This window comes from Candidatus Rokuibacteriota bacterium (genome assembly GCA_016209385.1).
Lineage (GTDB): Bacteria > Methylomirabilota > Methylomirabilia > Rokubacteriales > CSP1-6 > JACQWB01.
In genome coordinates, this window is sequence record JACQWB010000072.1 from 1 (window position 1) to 17,570 (window position 17,570).

General features: G+C 69.3%; 16 protein-coding genes. All 16 read right to left on the reverse strand.

The window, feature by feature from the left end:
- Nucleotides 1–501: 501 nt before the first annotated feature.
- Nucleotides 502–1,488, reverse strand: coding sequence for a TonB family protein (locus HY726_05070; protein MBI4608361.1), 987 nt, complete (start codon nucleotides 1,486–1,488; stop codon nucleotides 502–504).
- A gap of 105 nt (nucleotides 1,489–1,593) precedes the next feature.
- Entirely contained in the window at nucleotides 1,594–2,610 is a 1,017-nt protein-coding gene (aroF, locus tag HY726_05075) for a 3-deoxy-7-phosphoheptulonate synthase (GenBank protein ID MBI4608362.1), read from the reverse strand.
- Nucleotides 2,611–2,875: 265 nt separating this feature from the next.
- Nucleotides 2,876–3,583 carry a TVP38/TMEM64 family protein gene (locus HY726_05080; protein MBI4608363.1) on the reverse strand — a complete coding sequence of 236 codons (708 nt, stop codon included), beginning with the start codon at nucleotides 3,581–3,583 and terminating at the stop codon, nucleotides 2,876–2,878.
- Nucleotides 3,580–4,656, reverse strand: a complete 1,077-nt coding sequence (locus HY726_05085; protein MBI4608364.1) for an NAD(P)/FAD-dependent oxidoreductase — start codon at nucleotides 4,654–4,656, stop codon at nucleotides 3,580–3,582. The genes HY726_05080 and HY726_05085 overlap by 4 nt, the downstream gene beginning before the upstream one ends.
- A 58-nt stretch (nucleotides 4,657–4,714) precedes the next feature.
- Nucleotides 4,715–6,016 (reverse strand): phenylacetate--CoA ligase, encoded by a 1,302-nt coding sequence (locus tag HY726_05090; protein MBI4608365.1) that lies wholly within the window; start codon nucleotides 6,014–6,016, stop codon nucleotides 4,715–4,717.
- A gap of 141 nt (nucleotides 6,017–6,157) precedes the next feature.
- Complete coding sequence (locus tag HY726_05095; GenBank protein ID MBI4608366.1) at nucleotides 6,158–6,592, reverse strand: DUF4149 domain-containing protein; 435 nt, start codon at nucleotides 6,590–6,592, stop codon at nucleotides 6,158–6,160.
- Between the two features lie 155 nt (nucleotides 6,593–6,747).
- Nucleotides 6,748–7,077, reverse strand: a complete 330-nt coding sequence (locus tag HY726_05100) for a hypothetical protein (protein MBI4608367.1) — start codon at nucleotides 7,075–7,077, stop codon at nucleotides 6,748–6,750.
- Entirely contained in the window at nucleotides 7,074–7,886 is an 813-nt protein-coding gene (locus HY726_05105) for an electron transfer flavoprotein subunit beta/FixA family protein (protein MBI4608368.1), read from the reverse strand. Before HY726_05105 ends, HY726_05100 begins: the two co-directional genes overlap by 4 nt.
- Nucleotides 7,883–8,893, reverse strand: a complete 1,011-nt coding sequence (locus HY726_05110) for an electron transfer flavoprotein subunit alpha/FixB family protein (protein MBI4608369.1) — start codon at nucleotides 8,891–8,893, stop codon at nucleotides 7,883–7,885. Before HY726_05110 ends, HY726_05105 begins: the two co-directional genes overlap by 4 nt.
- Nucleotides 8,890–10,059, reverse strand: a complete 1,170-nt coding sequence (locus HY726_05115) for a 4Fe-4S dicluster domain-containing protein (GenBank protein ID MBI4608370.1) — start codon at nucleotides 10,057–10,059, stop codon at nucleotides 8,890–8,892. Before HY726_05115 ends, HY726_05110 begins: the two co-directional genes overlap by 4 nt.
- Nucleotides 10,052–13,450: an FAD-dependent oxidoreductase gene (locus tag HY726_05120; protein ID MBI4608371.1), complete on the reverse strand. Its 3,399-nt coding sequence runs from the start codon at nucleotides 13,448–13,450 to the stop codon at nucleotides 10,052–10,054. The genes HY726_05115 and HY726_05120 overlap by 8 nt, the downstream gene beginning before the upstream one ends.
- 52 nt (nucleotides 13,451–13,502) lie before the next feature.
- Complete coding sequence (locus HY726_05125; protein ID MBI4608372.1) at nucleotides 13,503–14,045, reverse strand: 2-oxoacid:acceptor oxidoreductase family protein; 543 nt, start codon at nucleotides 14,043–14,045, stop codon at nucleotides 13,503–13,505.
- A 3-nt stretch (nucleotides 14,046–14,048) separates the two neighbouring features.
- Complete coding sequence (locus HY726_05130; GenBank protein ID MBI4608373.1) at nucleotides 14,049–14,927, reverse strand: 2-oxoacid:ferredoxin oxidoreductase subunit beta; 879 nt, start codon at nucleotides 14,925–14,927, stop codon at nucleotides 14,049–14,051.
- Nucleotides 14,928–14,930: 3 nt separating this feature from the next.
- On the reverse strand, nucleotides 14,931–16,085 hold the full coding sequence (locus HY726_05135) for a 2-oxoacid:acceptor oxidoreductase subunit alpha (GenBank protein MBI4608374.1): 1,155 nt from the start codon (nucleotides 16,083–16,085) through the stop codon (nucleotides 14,931–14,933).
- Nucleotides 16,082–16,360 (reverse strand): 4Fe-4S dicluster domain-containing protein, encoded by a 279-nt coding sequence (locus HY726_05140; GenBank protein ID MBI4608375.1) that lies wholly within the window; start codon nucleotides 16,358–16,360, stop codon nucleotides 16,082–16,084. Before HY726_05140 ends, HY726_05135 begins: the two co-directional genes overlap by 4 nt.
- A gap of 314 nt (nucleotides 16,361–16,674) precedes the next feature.
- A partial coding sequence (nrfD, locus tag HY726_05145) for a polysulfide reductase NrfD (GenBank protein ID MBI4608376.1) occupies nucleotides 16,675–17,570 on the reverse strand: 896 nt, incomplete at its 5' end.

Consider the following 17,570-nt stretch of genomic DNA (forward strand, 5'->3'; position numbering starts at 1 on the left):
CACACAGATACGGCTGAAGTCAAGACTTTTCTGCGAGTGCGAAAATAGCGTGCCCTGCGCGAGAAACGCTGGCAGGACCGACGGGCAACCCCGGCGAGGCTTTACCGCGTGGCTACTGGCTTATCTTCCGAAATGGCTGCCCGCCGAACGCGCGGGACGCGGCGGGGACCTGGCTGGCCGAGCCCACCCTCCCGCTGGGAGCCGGTCGGAGTAACAGGGTTGAATGCTCGCGCGCCCTGACAGCTCGCCCACGATTGCGGGTTCCTCTCCGAGCGCGGGCTTGGCCCGCGCAATCAACTCGGGCCTCGCGCGGCGGGGGGCCTGCCTCACGGCATGGCCGACCCCGCCACGCTCGAACGACCGGGGGGAGGTCCGGAAGGGGGGCGCAGTCCCCCTCCCAGGTGGTTTCGAGCGCGGGCTTCGCCCGCGCAAGCGGTGGGGGAGGCCTCGGAGGGGGCCCGGGTACCCACGCCGAAGGCGTGGGTGTCCCCCTCCGACTATCTATCGGAGGTACTGGTTCAGCAGGCCCGCGTCCACGATCTGGTACGTGAAGATGCCCTTGATCGGGAGCACGCCCTTCGACACCGAATCGGGGACGGGTGGGAACGGCTGGGCGAGCTTGATGGCGTTGAGCGCGTAGAGGTCCAGGACCTGGACGCCGGAGGAGCGCCGGAGCTCGACGGCCTCGAGGTCGCCGCTCTTGGCGATGGCGAAATCGATGACGAGCTGGCCCCCGATCCCCCGCTCGCCGGCCTCGCGCGGGTAGATCCACTTCGACTTGATCTGCCGACGCACCTTCTCGAAGTAGTCCGTGTAGCGGAGGTCAGCGGTGTCCAGGGGGATCGGCTCGCCCTCGAGACCGCCGCGCCCGCGCCTGATCCCGCCGACGCCACCCGAACCGGGTCGGGGCGGGAGCGCGGAGAGGTCGGTCTTCGACCCGCCGGGAGCGACCCTGGGCCCCTCGGGCTCGGCGGGCGCGGCCGACGCAGGAGCCGCAGGCCTGGCTTCGGGCTCCGGGAGGCGCTGAGCCTCGGGCTCCTTGGGCGCAGGGCTCGGCGGCCTCACGGGCTCGGGCGCCAGAGGCGCTTCGGCCTTCGCCACCACCGCGGGCTCGGGTGCCGGAAGCGGCTCTGCCTTCGCCACGACGGTGGGCTCGGGGGCCCTGACAGGCTCGGGCGCGGGCGGCGGGGGCTTGGGAGCTGCGGGGCGCGGAGCCTCGGCCTTCGGTGCGGGCCTGGGCGTCGCCGCCTTCGGCTTCGCGGCGACCGCGGGCCCGGCTGGACGGGCCGGCATCCCTCGGGGAGCGGGCTCCTCGGGCTCAACGGGCGCGAGCTCGACGATCACGGGCTCCCCCTTCCTGACGACGAGAGGGAGCCAGGACCGCGCCGACAGCGCGAGGGCGACGAGCGAGAGGTGGAGGACGAGGGAGCAGGCCGCTCCGACAGCCAGCCGGCGAGCGGAATCCCCCCCCACCAGAGGCGGCGTCATGCCGGCCTCATTATCCCACGCCCTGCGGCGGGAGTCGAAGCCCGGACCCCGGCTCCGTCTACTAGGACGATCGGAGGGGAGCTACGCCCCCCCCTCCGAGCATTTCTACAGCTCACGCCCGAGGGCTCGCACCAGCGGCCGCAGCTCTTCCATCAGCCGCGCGAACCGGTCCGGCTTGAGCGACTGCGGCCCGTCGGACAGCGCCTCCTCGGGCTTGTTGTGGACCTCGATGATCAACCCGTCCGCGCCCGCCGCCAGCCCGGCGCGGGCCATCGGCACCACGTACTGCCAGTGGCCTGTGCCGTGGCTCGGGTCCACCAACACCGGCAGGTGCGAGAGCTTCTTGACCACCGGCACCGCGTTCAGGTCCAGGGTGTAGCGCGTCGAGGTCTCGAACGTCCGGATTCCGCGCTCGCAGAGGATCACGCGGGGGTTGCCGCCGCTCAGGATGTACTCGGCCGACAGGAGCCACTCCTGGATGGTCGTGGCCATGCCACGCTTGAGGAGCACGGGCTTGCCGCACTCGGCGACCCGCTTGAGGAGGGAGAAGTTCTGGACGTTGCGGGCCCCGACCTGAACGATGTCGGAGTGCTCGGCGACGACCTCCACCTTGTCGGGCTCCATCACCTCCGTCACCACCGGGAGCCCCGTCAGCTTGCGCGCCTCGGCGAGGAGCTTGAGCCCTTCCTCCTCCAGCCCCTGGAACGTGTAGGGAGACGTCCGCGGTTTGAAGGCCCCGCCCCGGAGGATCGACGCCCCCGCCGCCTTTGCCTCCCGCGCGACGGCGAGGAGCTGGTCCCGCGACTCCACCGAGCAGGGACCCGCCATGACCACCACGCGGCGGCCACCGATCACGACCCCGTCCACCTCGATCTGCGTGTCGTCAGGATGGATCTCGCGGCTCGCGAGCTTGAAGGGCTGGAGGATCCTGACCACGGACTCCACGCACTCGAGGGACTCGAGCGCCTGGAGCCGTTCCTTCCCCCGATCGTCGCCGACGGCGCCGATAATGGTCCTCGCCTCCCCCCGGCTCACGTGGGGCCGGTAGCCCATCTCCTGGATCCGACGCGACACGTTCTCGATGTCCTCTTCGGTCGCCCTGGGCTTCAGCACAATCACCATCGCTCCCTCCCGGCCACGGCAAAATAAAACGGCCGCTAACCCTGTGGCCCGCGGCCGCCGTAATCTTCCGCCACGGGCCGGCGATCCGTCCGCCCGTGGCTCTGTTTTGGATCGGCTTAACGCCTCAGAGCCGATGGGCGGACGTGGGCAAAGTAGAAAAAGTAGGCCCGCCAGCCCTGCGCGGTTGCCTTGCCCATCGCTGCCACCGACTCACTCCTCCTTGGAAAAAGGTAACCCTTACTCTATGAACCCGCGACCGGCCTTGTCAAGCCCTATTTCCGGTCTCGGAGTGGCGCCGGAACCAACCCACGATCTGGTGGCGGTAGTAGTAGAGCGGGATCGCGACCGCCGCCGCGAGCGCGGTGAGGAGCGCCAGATGGACGTACTGCCCCGCAGCCGTCTTCGCGCCCTGGGCGGAGAGCACCCACGTGCCGGGCATCCGGCCCAGGGTGGAGACCACCACGAAGACCCACACCGGCATGGGACTGATCCCGAACAGGTAGGAGACGATATCCTTGGGGAAGCCCGGGATCAGGTAGATGATGAACGCGAGGATCGCCCCTTCCGCCTCGACGATGAAGCCCAGCCGCCCCCACAGGTGGTCGGTGACGAACCGGCGCAAGAACGAAGCCCCCACCCAGCGGCCGATCCAGAAGGCCGCCATCGTCCCGACGGTGAGCCCGACGGTCGAGTAGACGAATCCCAGGGCCAGGCCGAAGAGGTAGCCCCCGAGGATGCCCGTGGCCTCCCCGGGGATGGGTGAGAGCACCACTTGGAGGGCTTGAATCGCGATGAAGACCGCCGGGGCGAGCCAGCCGGCGGACTGGAGCGTCTCCCGGAGATAAACGGGGTCCCGGTAGAGTCGGAGCAGGAACAGGTAGGTCGGGGAGTCGGGCGTCATTCGCCAGACCGTCACGACCAGGAGGAGGGCGAGCAGCCCCAGGCCGATGACCCAGCGGAGCTTTTGGTTCACCTCACCACCGCCGTCGACGTTGCCGGCATCACCTGTCCGTCCCGGGAGCGACCGAAGTTGCCGTAGCGCGGCCACCAGTACTCCCTGAGCGGCGATCGGTTGGCCAGGGCCGCCACGCCGCCGAACCAGCGGCTCGGAAGCCCGCTCGCGAGCAACTGGCCGAGGCCGAGCTGCAGGTACGCCCACCGGTAGCGACCCACCAGCCGACGGTAGTGAGCGAGCCCGTCCACAACCGTGAGGGCCCCGTCGATGATCCGCTGGACGATCCGCGCGCACTGCTCCCCGAAGTAGAGCGCGGGGCGGATCCCCTCGGCGGTCAGCGGCAGGCACTGGCCCGCGGCGTCGCCGACGGCGAAAATGCGGCCGGAGGTCGGACGGAGCATCCGGTTCGGGAAGTAGGTGCCGTGGTAAGTCGTCGGCGCCTCGGCCATCGTCGCGAGGAAGCGGTCGAGCCGCGGTCGGAGCTTGGTGTTCCCCGCGTAGCTCCCGAGCCCGATGAGGCTCCCCCGCCCCACGGGGAAGATCCACCCGAGGCCGTGGGGGATCACGCGGTCATCCAGCCAGAGGACGAGGCCATCCTCGCTGAAGCCGGTGCGCGTCTCCAGGCCGAACGAAAACCCGTTGGTGGGCGACGCCACGGATCCCCCGTTGATCAGCACGCGGCGCCAGCCCGAGCAGTCCACGACGACAGGCGCCCTGAACGACCCCTCCATCGTGACGACGGCCTCGTTTCGAACCCCCGTCACGCCGACCCTGAGAAACCGCGCCCGGCACTGGTCGAGGAGCCCGCGGCAGAACTTCTCGTAGTCGAAGGTGCAGAAGGGGACGGCGGAGATGTCGTAGACGACGGTGCGCGTGGGAGACCTGACGACCAGGCGATCGTGGACCGCGAGGATGCTCTCCTCTACCCCGAACGCCCGGGGGATCCAGAGCGGCGTGCCGCACGCCGACGTCTGGACGGTGCCGACCTCGTTCCGGTCCAGGAGAAGCACCTCACCCCGTAGCCGCCTGGCCACCGCCAGCCCGGCGAAGCTCGCCCCCACGATGATCGCGTCATAGTCCCGGACCGCCATGCCGTTAGTATTTCCTACCTCAGCCAGGGCCGGGATGCAAGCGAGATCGCCCGCGCGCTCACACCGGCTGCCTGAGGTCCCGGACCCGCTGCGCCTTGCCGACGCTCCGCTCGAGCGTCCTGGGCGGCAGCACCGTCACCTCCACCGTGACCCCGAGCGCCTCGTGGAGCCGCCGGCGAAGCCGTGCCGCGAGCGCCTCCATGGCCTCGGCTCCCGCCCCGGACACCTCCGCCGCCGCCTCCACCTGCACCTCCAGACGGTCCAGCGCCCGCTCCCGCCGGACCACCAGCAAGTAGTGGGGCTCCGCCCCCGGCGTCGCCAGCAGCACGTGCTCGACCTGCGAGGGGAACACGTTCACCCCCCGGATGATCAGCATGTCGTCCGTCCGCCCCGTGATCCGCCCGATGCGCCGGGACGTCCGCCCGCACCGGCAGGGCTCAGCGAGCAGCATCGAGAGATCACCCGTCCGGTAGCGGAGCAGCGGCAGCGCCTCCTTCGTCAGCGTCGTGAACACCAGCTCCCCCGGCGTCCCCGGCGGCAGCGGCGCGAGCGTCGCGGGGTCGATCACCTCCACCAGGAAATGATCCTCCTGCACATGCATCCCGCTCTGCTCGAGACACTCGACCGCCACCCCCGGTCCGATCACCTCCGAGAGCCCGTAGCAGTTCAACGCCGTCAGGCCGAGGCGGGCCTCGATCTGCTCGCGCATCGCGTCGGACCAGGGCTCGGCCCCGAAGAACCCCACCCGCAGCCTGAGCGCCCCGCGCGCGATCCCCGCCTCTGCCAGCGCCTCGCCGAGGTGCAAGCTGTACGAGGGCGTGCAGCAGAGCACGGTCGCACCGAAGTCGCGCAGCGCCACGAGCTGGCGCTCGGTGAAGCCGCCCGACAGGGGCACGACGGCCGCCCCGAGCCGCTCCGCGCCGTAGTGAAAGCCCAGGCCCCCGGTGAAGAGCCCGTACCCGTACGCGTTGTGAACCACGTCGCCCGGGCCGACCTCGCCCGAGGCGAGGGTCCGCGCCATCACCTCCGTCCACACCTCGAGGTCGCCCCGGCTGTACGCCACCACGGTCGGCTTGCCCGTGGTTCCCGAGGAGGCGTGCACCCGCACGACCTCGCGCAGCGGGACGGCGAGGAGCCCGAAGGGGTAATGGTCCCGGAGGTCCGCCTTCTGGGTGAACGGGAGCCGTCGCACGTCCTCGAGGGAGCGGATGCTCTCCGGCTTGACGCCCGCGGCCTCAAGCCGCTCCCGGTAGAAGGCGACCCGCTCGTACACCCGGTGCGCCAGCGAGCGAAGCCGCTCGAGCTGGAGCCGCTCCAGCCCCGCGCGAGACATCCGCTCCATCTCGGGGCGCTGCGCCATCGTCAGCGTTCCTCCCTTCCGGTGGCTCGACCTCGCACACGCCGGACGAGCCACCACTGTACACCCCTTCCGAGCCAAAGGGCGAGAGCCGCCGCACGCCCGCGGAGGAACCGGGTCCCGACCGCGGACCGGAACGGGGGCTCAGCCGCGGAGGGCCAGGCCCAGCAAGACGATGAGCAGGACGATCAGGAGGTTGAGGCGCGCGATCCAGCTCGCGCGTCTGGGCGGGCCGGCGACGTCGGCGGGCAACCTGATCGCCCGCGGGCCCAGGACGAAATCGTGGAGCACGCTGAGGCCGAGCGCCAGGAGGACGAGCGCGGCTTTGACGTGGAACGCCGGGGCGCGGAGCATCCAGGGGTGGAAGTAGAGGTTGGCGATGCCCGTCACGACGAGGACGGCCAGCGCGATCCAGCCGACCGTTCTGAAGCGCCTGCCGCTCTGGCTGATGAGGTCAGCGCGAAGGCGCGGGTCCTGGACGCCCCGGGCGACAGGGACCAGGACGAGGGCGATGAAGAGCATCCCGCCCAACCAGGTCACGGCCCCCAGCACGTGGAGCCAGCGGGCAGCTAGCTCCACGCCTCAGCACCCCGCGGGGTGAGCCGCGCCTCGATCGGCTCAGCGGCGGGCGCCGACAATCCCAGCCGGCACCGCCGACTCTCTTCGGTCATCCCGGGCACTATACGAGCAACTATACTGCGAACGTCCGGGGGCGTGCCAGCCGAACGTCGCCGTCATCTGGCGCGCGCTGCGCGGCTGCCCAGCAGGACCCGGGTGCCGCTGCGGGCGACGATCGCGCCGGGGTCACCGCCGAGACGAGGGCGCCAGAGATCGAGCCGGCTCTCCTCGGTGATGAGCCAGACCGGCTTATCCGAGCGCCACCACCCCACGACCTCCGCATCCCCGACGAAGCGATCACGGCCGATTCCACGCGAGCGCACGGCAAACTCGGTCTCCGGCTGCGCGAGCCAGCGCACCGGAAGATCGTAGATGTCGGGAACCGCCGCGGTGATGACGTGCAGCGCGGCGGCAACGAGGAGGAGGACGGCCGGGGCCAGCCTCACCGAGCAGACGGAGCGGACATTCCCCCCAGCAGGGGCCGGATCCGTTCCAGGAGGAGACGAGCGGCCTCCACCGGGCTACCCTCGAGGAACTCGCGCCGCCGCGCCGGGCCCTTCGCCTGCCAGACATCGGCCACGACGGTCGGCGACCCCTTGAAGCCGAGCCACTCCCCATCGAGGCCGAGATCCCCTGCGGTCCAGGTGGTGACTGCCTGAGCGCTCCGCCGGTAGTCCATGTCCATGAACCGGGGCTCGTTGATCCCGAGCTTCACCGAGACCACCGCCGGAAGCGGCGCGGCGACGACCTCGCGGCCGCCTCGAATCTCGCGCTCTCCGACCAGACGGCCGTCCTCGCGCACGGAGAGCTCGGTCGCGTAGGTGATCTGCGCCACGCCGAGCCACTCGGCGATGCCCTGGGGCACCTGGCCCGTGGCCCCGTCGCTCGACTCCTCCCCGCAGAGGACGAGGTCCCAGACGCCGATCCGCTCGATCGCCTTGGCGAGCGCATACGTCGTCGCGAGCGTATCGGCGCCACCGAAGGCGCGGTCCGAGAGGAGGAACGCGCGGTCAGCGCCCATGGCGAGCCCGATCTGGAGACAGGGACCGGCGAGAGGCGGCCCCATGGAGAGGAGCGACACGGTGCCGCCGTAACGCTCGCGGAGCGCGAGGGCCAGCTCGATGGCGTTCATGTCGGGAGGGTTCAGCTCCGACCGCGCCCGCGCCCGGTCGATGGTCCGGGTCTCGGGGTTCACGGAGACCTCCTCCGGCTTCGGCACCACCTTGACGCAGACGATGATGTCCAGCGGCCTCACAGCCCTCGCTCCCTCCGAAGCTCGGCAATCACGGTCTCGACCACGGGGAAGAGGTCGTCCACCACACAGAGGTCTGCCTCCTCGAAGATCGGCGCATCGCGGTCGGAGTTGATGGCGACAATGCACTCGGCGCCCTTGATGCCGACGGTGAACTGGGTGGCGCCGCTCACCCCGCAGACGATGGCCAGCTTGGGCCGGGTGACGAACCCTGTCTGGCCGATCTGGCGATCGCGGCCGATCCACGCGAGATCGCAGGCCACGCGCGAAGCCCCCACTTCACCACCCAGGAGGCGCGCCAGCTCCGCCAGCGGCGCGAAGTCCCCTTTGACGCCCCGGCCGCCGGCGACGATGACCCTGGCCCGCGTGATGTCCACCCCCTCGTAACGGACGCGCTCGAGGATCTCGGTCCTGATGTCGGCCGGCGACAGCTCCACGGGCACTCTCTCGATCGCCCCTGCCCGGGTCGGATCCGGGGTGGGAGGCGGAAAGATCCCCGGCCTGACCGTCGCCATCTGCGGTCGGTGAATCGCGCACTTGATCGACGCCATGACTCCCCCGCCGAACCCGGTCACGTCTCCCAGGAGGAGCCCGGTCCCCGCTTCCAGGGCAAGCCCGGTGCAATCTGCCGTGAGACCGGTCCTCAGACGGACGGCGAGCCGGCCGGCCAGGTCGCGCCCGTTGGGCGTGGCGCCGAGGAGGAGCGTTTCGGGCTTCCCCTCGAGGACGATCCTGGCGACCACGTTCGTGTAGGCATCGGTCGTGTAGCTGGCCAGCAGCGGGTCATCGGCCAGCAGCACGTGGTCGGCTCCATGGGCGATGGCCCTCCGCGCCGCGCCCGCCACATCGTGGCCGAGGAGAAGGCCGGTGAGAGGGGTTCCCTTCTGGACCGCCAGCTCCCGTCCCTTGCCCAGCAGCTCGATGGCGACGCTCTCGAGCCCGCCACCCTCCTGCTCCAGGTAAACCCAGAGCCCTGAACCCGCTTCCGGACCGTACGCCGGGGGAATCATTCTGGAGCAGGGGTGTCGCCGAGTGCCTGGCAGGCCAACTCGGCGAGGTCGAGGACCTTGAGCCGGTCTTCCCCGAGCACTTTGGCGCCGTCCTCGAGGCAGAGGAGACAGAACGGACAGGCTGTGACCAGCAGCTCGGCTTCCGTCTCCCGGGCCTGCCGGACCCTGAACTCTCCGAAGCGTTCCCCGGCTTGCGTTTCGAGCCACATGCGCCCGCCCCCGCCACCGCAGCAGAGGGCGTACTCGCGGCTGCACGCCATCTCAACCACCGTCACGCCCGGGATGGCGCCGAGGAGCTTCCGGGGCGGATCGTAGATGCCGTGCCGCCGCCCGAGGTAGCACGGGTCGTGGTAGGTGACCGTCACCGGGGTCTCTTTCCTGAACCGGAGGCGGCCCTCTTCCACCAGGGAGGCCAGCAGCTCCGTGTAGTGCAGGACCTCCAGCTCGGCGCAGAACGGGTAGCGATTGCGGAACATGTCGAAGCAGTGGGGAGAGAGGGCAACCAGGCGCCGGACTCGAGCCTCCCTGAAGCGCGTGGCGGTCGTCTCCATCAGCTCCGCCAGATACTCCTCCTGGCCCACCATCCGCACCGCCTCACCGCAGCAGGGCTCGTCGGGGAGAATGCCGAAGCTCACCCCTGCGTCGCGGAGCAGCCTCACGAGGCTCCGGGCGACCTTCTGGCTCCGGCGATCGTAGGCGGCCGTGCAGCCGACGTAGAGGAGGAGTTCCTGGTCGCCCGAGAACGACGGCACGTCGAGGCCCTTGGCCCACGCCGTCCGGGAGGAGGGCGGCTGATCCCAGGGGTTTCCATCCCAGTGGACCGCCCAGAGCATGGTCGCAAGGCCTTTCGGGACCGCCCGTCGCTTCCACGCCAGTCCGCGGAGAGCCAGGAGCACCTCGCTCACCGGGACGCCCCGCGGACAGAGAGCCTCGCAAGCCCCGCACGTCGTGCAGAGCCAGATGGCCGCGCCCCAGCCTTCGACGCCGAGCTGGGCCAGGCGGATCAGCCGCCGGATGCTCACCGGGTCCTTCTGGACCAGCCCCCACGGGCAGACCGCGGTGCAGACCCCGCACTGAAAGCACGGGGCAGCCAGACCGCGGGTCCCCTCGACGACCTCCTCCCACACGGCGTCGTCGAGGACGCGAGCCCGAGCCGACTTACTCATCGGGTTCCACCAGAGCCCGCGCGGCCAGAGCGTCCTGGACCACCTCGTCCATGTCGCGCATCTTGGCTGCGAACTCCTTCCCCTCGGAGGCCGAGATCCACCTGAGCTGAAAGCGCTCAGGCGGGATCCCGCGCCTGGCCCACTTCCGCTGCCAGATCCCGAAGCGCTTGAGCGTGGACTGGTTGGCGTAGTTGTAGTGGCAGTCCGACCCCTTGTCCGTGAGCCGGCAGCCGGTCACCAGCACCCCCCCCGCCCCCCGCTCGAAGGCCCGATCGATGAAGTCGCCCTCGATGCGCGCCGAGCACATGGTGCGGATGATCCGCGCCGAGGGCGGGTACTGGATCTTCTCGATCCCGGCCTGGTCGGCACCCGCATAGGAGCACCAGTTGCAGGTGAAGACCAGCACCTTCTCTTCGGGTCGCTCCGCCAGCGCCGCGTCGATCTGGGCCAGGATCTGCTCCTTGGTGAAGTACGGCATCTCGATCGCGTCGTGGTTGCAGGTGGCCGCGCAGTTGCCGCACCCCATGCAGGCGGCCTCGATGATCCTGACCTTCCCTTCCTTCACCTTGCCGAGCTGCTCGATGGCCCCGTAGGGGCAGGCCGGCACGCAGAGCATGCAGCCGTTGCAGAGGTCGGGGGTCAGGCGGGCCGTGAGCGGCTCCTTCTCGATGACGCCCTTGGCCAGGAGCGCCCCCGCCTTGGCGGCAGCGGCCAGCGCCTGGGCGACGCTCTCCCGCACGTCCTTCGGCGCCTGGCACGCCCCCGCCAGGTAGATCCCTTGAGAGGCGGTCTCGGCCGGGCCGAGCTTCGGGTGCAGCTCGAGGAGGAACCCGTCTTCGCTCTTGGCCACCTTGAGCTGCTGCGAGATCGTCTCCTCCCGTGGACGGAGCGCCAAGGCCAGCACCAGGAGGTCGGTGGGGATCCTCACCGGTTCGCCGAGCAAGGCGTCGTGGAGCATCACGGCGGTGCCATCGAAGGCGATGGCCTCCTCGGGGGGTTGCCCGGGCGGGTAGCGGAAGAACTGGACCCCGGCCCGTGCGGCCTCCTCGTAGAGCTCCTCAGCGTGGCGGGTAAAGGTGCGGATATCCTTGAAGAGGACCCGGACGTGCTTTCCCATCCGCCGGAGCCTCAGGGCCTGGCGGATCATGGAGGCGCAGCAGTAGCGCGAGCAACCGGCGCCGTTTTCGCGCGACCCCACGCAGCCCACGAACGTGACCCGACGCGCCTCGACGTGCGGGAGCAACCCCTCCAGCTCCAGGTTGGTGATGACCCGGGAGTCCAGACGGTAGAGGAACTCGGTCGGCGGGTAGGGCCGGGCACCCGTGGCGAGGACCACTGCCCCAACGCGCAGCTCGGTGCCGTCCACGAGGCGGGCCGAGAAGTTCCCGACAAACCCGCCGATCTGCTCGACCTCGGTCCCGAGGTGGAGGAGGACACCCGCCTCGCGCAGCTCCTGCTCCTGGCGCTCCAGAAGCTCCTGGGCCTTGAGCCCCAGGGGAGCCAGCTCGTCCAGGAACCGGAGGAGGCCACCCAGTTTGGAGTCCTTCTCCACCAGGTGGGTCTCGTACCCCTGGCGCGCCAGCGCCGCGGCGGCGCTCATCCCGGCGACCCCGCCGCCCACGACGAGCGCCCGCTGGATGATCGGGCTCCGGGTCACCGTCAGCGGCTCGAGCCGTCGCGCCTTCTCGACGCCCATGGCGACCATGTCCATGGCCTTGACGCTGGCCGCCTCCCGCTCCTGCTTGTGGACCCAGGAGTCCTGGTTTCTGACGTTCACCATTTCTAGCAGAAATGGATTCAGGCCGGCCCGGATCAGGACCTTTCTGAAGATCGTCTCGTGGGTCTTGGGGGAGCAGGCGGCCACGACCACGCGATTGATCCCCTTGGACCGGATCGCCTCCTCGATCTCCTTCTGGGTGTTGCCCGCGCAGGAGTACATCTGGTCCTGGGCCCAGACCACGTCGGGGAGGTTTCGCGCGTGCTCAACGACCCGCGGGACGTCGACAACCCCGGCGATGTTCGAGCCGCAGTGGCAGACGAAGACGCCGATCCGCGGCACCTCGATCTCGGCAAGAGGCTCGATGTGAGGCTCTTCGGCGAAGGCGCGATCGGAGAGGTGGGCCAGGGCCAGCGAGGCGGCGGCGCCGGCCTCGGCCACGCTGTCGGGGATGTCCTTGGGGCCGCTCGCGCAGCCCGCGGCGTAGATCCCCGGCCGGGTGGTGGCGATGAGCCCCGCCCTCCGCTCCACCGCCCTGATGAAGCCATCCTCGTCCAGCTCGATTCCCAGGACGCGGGCCAGGGCGGCGAGACCGTCGGGAGGGCGGACCGCCGTGGCCAGGACGACCATGTCGTAGGCCTCCTCCCTGAGCCGCCCGGCCTCGGTGTCTTCGAAGCGGACCCGGAGCCTGTCACCGGCGGGGCGCACCCAGGCGGGACGCCCGCGGACGAACTTTGCCCCCTCGCTCCGGGTCCGCTCGAGGAAGCCGTCGAAGCCCTTGCCGTAGGCCCGCAGATCCATGTAGAGGACGGTGACATCCTTGATGCCGTGGTCCATGAGCTGGAAGGCGTGCTTCACCGAGTACATGCAGCAGAAGCGGGAGCAGTAGCGGTAGAAGCGGCGGTCGCGGGAGCCCACGCAGAGAACCACGAGCACGCGCTCCGGGTGGCGACCGTCCGAGGGGCGGACGATCTCGCCCCCCGTGGGGCCCGCCGAGGTGAGAAGCCGCTCGAGCTCGAGGGAGGTGAGGATGTCGGGATGACTGCCGTACCCGTACTCCTTGAGCCCGAGCGGATCGATCAGGTCGTATCCCGCTGCGACCACGATGGAGGCGACCTCGCGCTCGAGCCGGCGCCTGAGCGGCATCCCGAAGTCGATGCACCTGGGGCCGCAGGCCTGAACGCAGCGGGCGCACGGCAGGTAGTTGGGCGGCTCGTTCAGGCAGTTTCGGATGTCCACGACATACGGCCCGGGAACCGCCTGGGCGATCGGCGTGTAGATGGCCTTCCGCGAGGCCATGGCGGCGTCGAACTCGTTGGACAGGAGCACCGGACACGCCGGCGCACACTCGCCGCAGCGCGTGCACTCGTCGGTGACGAAGCGCGCCCGCTGGCTCACCGCCACGCGGAAACGGCCGGCCTCCCCGGCCACCGATTCCACCTCGGCCAGCGTGAGGAGCTCGATGTTCGGGTGCTGCCCCACCTCGGACATCTTCGGGGCCTCGATGCAGATCGAGCAGTCGAGCGTGGGGAAGTTCTTGTCGAGCACCGCCATCTTCCCGCCGATGCTCGGGGCGCGCTCCACCAGGACCACCCTCGCGCCGGACTCGGCCAGGTCCAGCGAGGCCTGGATCCCTGCAATGCCGCCGCCGATGACCAGGATCGAGTCGCTCATAAGCCGGAGGGGGACACCCGCGCCAATGCAGTGGCCACCGGCACCGAATGACTCATGCGGCCTCCCGCGCCCGCTCCGAGAACTCGTAGCCTGCTGAAAACGCCTTAAGGTTCAGGTCCAGGAGGCGAGGGGCGAGCGTAGACCGCAGCGCCGTCTCCATCGCATGCCGGCTGACCACCCCGCTGACCGCCGCGAAGAAGCCCAGCATCACCACGTTGGCCGCGATCTTCTTGCCAAGCTCCTCGGCCAGCCGCGTGGCGGGGATCGCGTGAAACCCTCTCTCTCGCGTGTCGGGCTTCACGAGGTCCTGGTCGAGGACGAGGAGGCCGCCCTCGACGAGGTCGAGGCGGTAGCGCTCGTAGGCCTCCTGGAACATCACCACGAGACAATCGGGTCGAGTTACGAGAGGGTAATCCACCGGGCCGTCGGCAATCACCACGTCGGCGCTCGAGGCTCCCCCTCGCGCCTCCGGGCCGTAAGACTGGGTGAAGACGGCCTCCTTGCCGTCGTAGAGAGCCACAGCCTTGCCGAGGAGCAGGCCCGCCAGGACGATCCCCTGCCCCCCGTACCCCGCCAGCCTGACCTCGCGCCGCATCGGCTATGCCTCCTGCTCTTTCCTGGCCAGCGCCGTGTTGTTGGCGCTCTCCGGAGCTGGCCGGAGCATGGCCAGCGGGTCGAAGACCGGGCGCTCGATGTCTACGAAGTTGCCGAGGACGATCGGCCGGTCCTTCTCCCTGAGGTCGATGTCCAGCGTGGCCAAGGGCGCCCCGTGGTCCACCACGCACCGCTCCCGGTAGAGCGTCATCTCCTCCATGGCGTCGCCGATGTCGTTGGGGCGGCCGAAGCCCACCGGGCACGGAGCCAGGACTTCTATGAACGTGAAACCCCGCTTCGCCATGGCGCGGAGGAACGCTTGCTTGAGCTGGCGCAGGTGGAGCGACGTCCACCGCGCCACGAACACCGCCCCTGTCGAGGCGGCCAGGTACGGCAGGTTGAAGGGCTGCTCGTAGTTGCCGTAGGGGGCGGTGGTGGCCCGGGCCCCCATGGGCGTGGTCGGGCCCACCTGGCCTCCCGTCATCCCGTAGTTGAAGTTGTTGATGCAGATCACGTTCAGATCCACGTTGCGCCGGGCCGCGTGGATGAAGTGGTTCCCGCCGATGGCGAAGAGGTCGCCGTCCCCGCTGAACACCGTGACCTCCAGCTCGGGCTTGACCAGGGCGATGGCGGTGGCGAAGGGAATGGCCCGGCCGTGGGTCGTGTGGTACGAGTCCATGTTGAGGTAGCCGGGCACCCTCCCCGTGCAGCCGATCCCCGAAACACAGATGTGGCGGTCGAGGGGGATCCCGGACTCCAGCATGGCCTGGGCATAGGCGTGCATGGCCGGCCCGATCCCGCACCCCGGGCACCAGATGTGGGGGAGACGATCCGCTCTGAAGACGGGATCGCTCGGGTGGCGCTCCGCGATGAACGTGGCCATGAGTTATCTCGCCAGCTCCCGGATCGCCTCGAGGATCGGCTCCGGCGCCATCATGGCTCCGCCCGCGTGGTTGACCCCGACCACGGGCAGGCGCGTGAAGCGCTCCACCTCTCGCGAGATCTGCCCCAGGTTCAGCTCGGGGACGACGAAGGCCCGGACTCGCTCGGCGAGCTTCTCCACGCATTCCCCGGGGAAGGGCCAGAGGGTGATCGGGCGGAGCAGGCCGGCTGGGATCCCGTGCTCCCGGGCGAGCGCTACGGCCCGGCGCGCTGATCGGGCGGTGGAGCCGTAGGCGATGACCACGACGCGGGCATCCTCCAGGCGATACTCCTCATACTCCACGATCTGCCATGCGTTGCGCCGCACCTTGTCCACGAGCCGTCGGACGAGCCGGCCGTGGGCGCGGCCGGTGATGACCGGGTACCCCAGTTCATCGTGGGTGAGGCCCGTGAAATGGACGCGGTACCCTTCCCCCGCATGGACCATGGGCGGCACGAGGTCCTCATCGGCCTCGAAGGGGCGGAACCCGTCCTTCCCCGGACCCTGCCGGGGACCCTTCCTCTCGACGTGTCGAATCGCTTCCGGTGGCGGAATGGTCACTCGTTCGGTCATATGGGCGACCACCTCATCCGCCATGAGGAGGACGGGGATCCTGAAGCGATCTGCGGTGTCGAAGGCCTTCACCGTGAGGTCGAAGCACTCCTGGGGCGAGGCGGGGCAATACGCGACGATCTCATAGTCGCCGTGGGATCCCCAGCGCGCCTGCATGACGTCTGCCTGCCCCACCAGAGTGGGCAGTCCGGTGGAAGGCCCGCCCCGCTGGACGTTCACCACCACGCAGGGCACCTCCATCATCACCGCCAGCCCGAGGTTCTCCATCATGAGGGAGAAGCCGGGGCCCGAGGTGGCGGTCATGGCGCGAGCCCCGGCCACCGTGGCGCCGACGATCGCCGCCATGCTGGCCAACTCATCCTCCATCTGGACAAAGATCCCTCCCACCTCGGGAAGCCGGTGGGCGAGGCGCTCGGCGATCTCCGTGGAGGGCGTGATCGGATAACCCGCGAAGAAGCGGCAGCCCGCGGCGAGGGCTCCTTCCGCAACTGCGTTGTCGCCCAGAAGAAAGTGCTGTCCGGTCAGGACAGCCGGCCCAGGCTTCATGCCGTAACCTCAGCCCGGGGCACCTCGACCGTGTAGATGGCGTACTCCGGGCAGACCAGGGAGCAGAACTCGCAGTGGATGCACGCTTCCTCCTTGCCAGGAGCCACGGTGGGGTAGCGATAGCCCTTCGCGTTAGTCTCGTGGGAAAGGATCAGGACATCCTTGGGGCAGAAATCGACGCAGAAACGGCACTCCTTGCACCGGGACGGGATCACGTACACCCGCCCGCGCGGCACGATCGCCGTCCGCCAGTCCAGCGGGACCCGGCTGCTCATCTCTTACATACGGGAGGTCAGCCCGCCTGCGTTCATTTCCTCTGGTGAAGGCGCGCTGTTAGTTTCCATTTGGGAACTAACGGAGGGCCCGAGTCCATCGTGCAAATCGCTCATTTTCGTGAGGCGAACACCTTACGCGATCGGCAAGCCTCGGGGCCACGGCCATCTCGTCCCGGCCGCGCCCCCGGTCGAGGCCGCCCGGTAGCGCATCCTGAAGATCTACGACCGCAACTCGGTCAAGTCCGCCATCGCATTCATCGCGATGAAGTGCGATGTCGGCTCCGCCGGTGAACATGTTCCTCGTTCGCCGAGGCCTATGGGGACTTGGGAGCGCGCAGGCGTCCCAGCTCGACGCCGATGGCCACTCGCGCCAGACCGGTGAAGATGAACGCTCCCATCGCCCACACGCCGATGGTGACCGCGATTTCCACCCAGGTGGGAACGTAGTCGACCACTTCTCCAAGCGGCGAGGGAACGAATCCTGGCACGATCAATCCCAGACCTTTCTCGACCCAGATCGCCACGAACAGAACTGCGCAGCTCGGGTAGAGCAGCTTCAGGTTCCGGCGGATGGGGTGGACGGTCAACGCCAGCGTCGCCGCCACGTTGAGCACGATGGCCGTCCAGATCCCCGGGACCAGGGCGTCGTGGCCGTGCAGACCAAAGAATAGGTACGTCGCGCTCGCGCTGTGCTCTGTCGGCGCGTAGAACTCCTTGAACAGCTCTGAGCCCAGCATCACCAGATTCACCTGTGCCGCGACCGTGGTGATGAGGGCGAGCTTGTCGAGCGTCTTGGTCTCGATCGGGTACCCAGCCCAACGCCGAATAGCGCCGAGCGTGATGATCATCAAGGCGGGGCCTCCGGCGAAGGCCGACGCGAGGAATCGGGGGCCGAGGAGCGAGGAGTTCCAGAACGGGCGGGAGACCAGCCCGGCGTACAGGAACGCCGTCACCAGGTGGATGCCAAACGCCCAGAACACCGACAGGAACACGGCCGGAACGTAGAGCGTCCGGTTGGGATGGCGGTCGCGGTAATGGCAATAGAGGATGTAGAAGGGGATGACCGCATTGAGGACCAGGTAGCCATTCAGGACGATCACGTCCCAGGTGAGCATCGACCTCGGCCAGTTGAACAGGCCGATGCCCGGAATCAGGTGCCAGAGCCTCGCGGGGCCACCCATGTCCAGCGTCACGAACGCGAGGCACATGA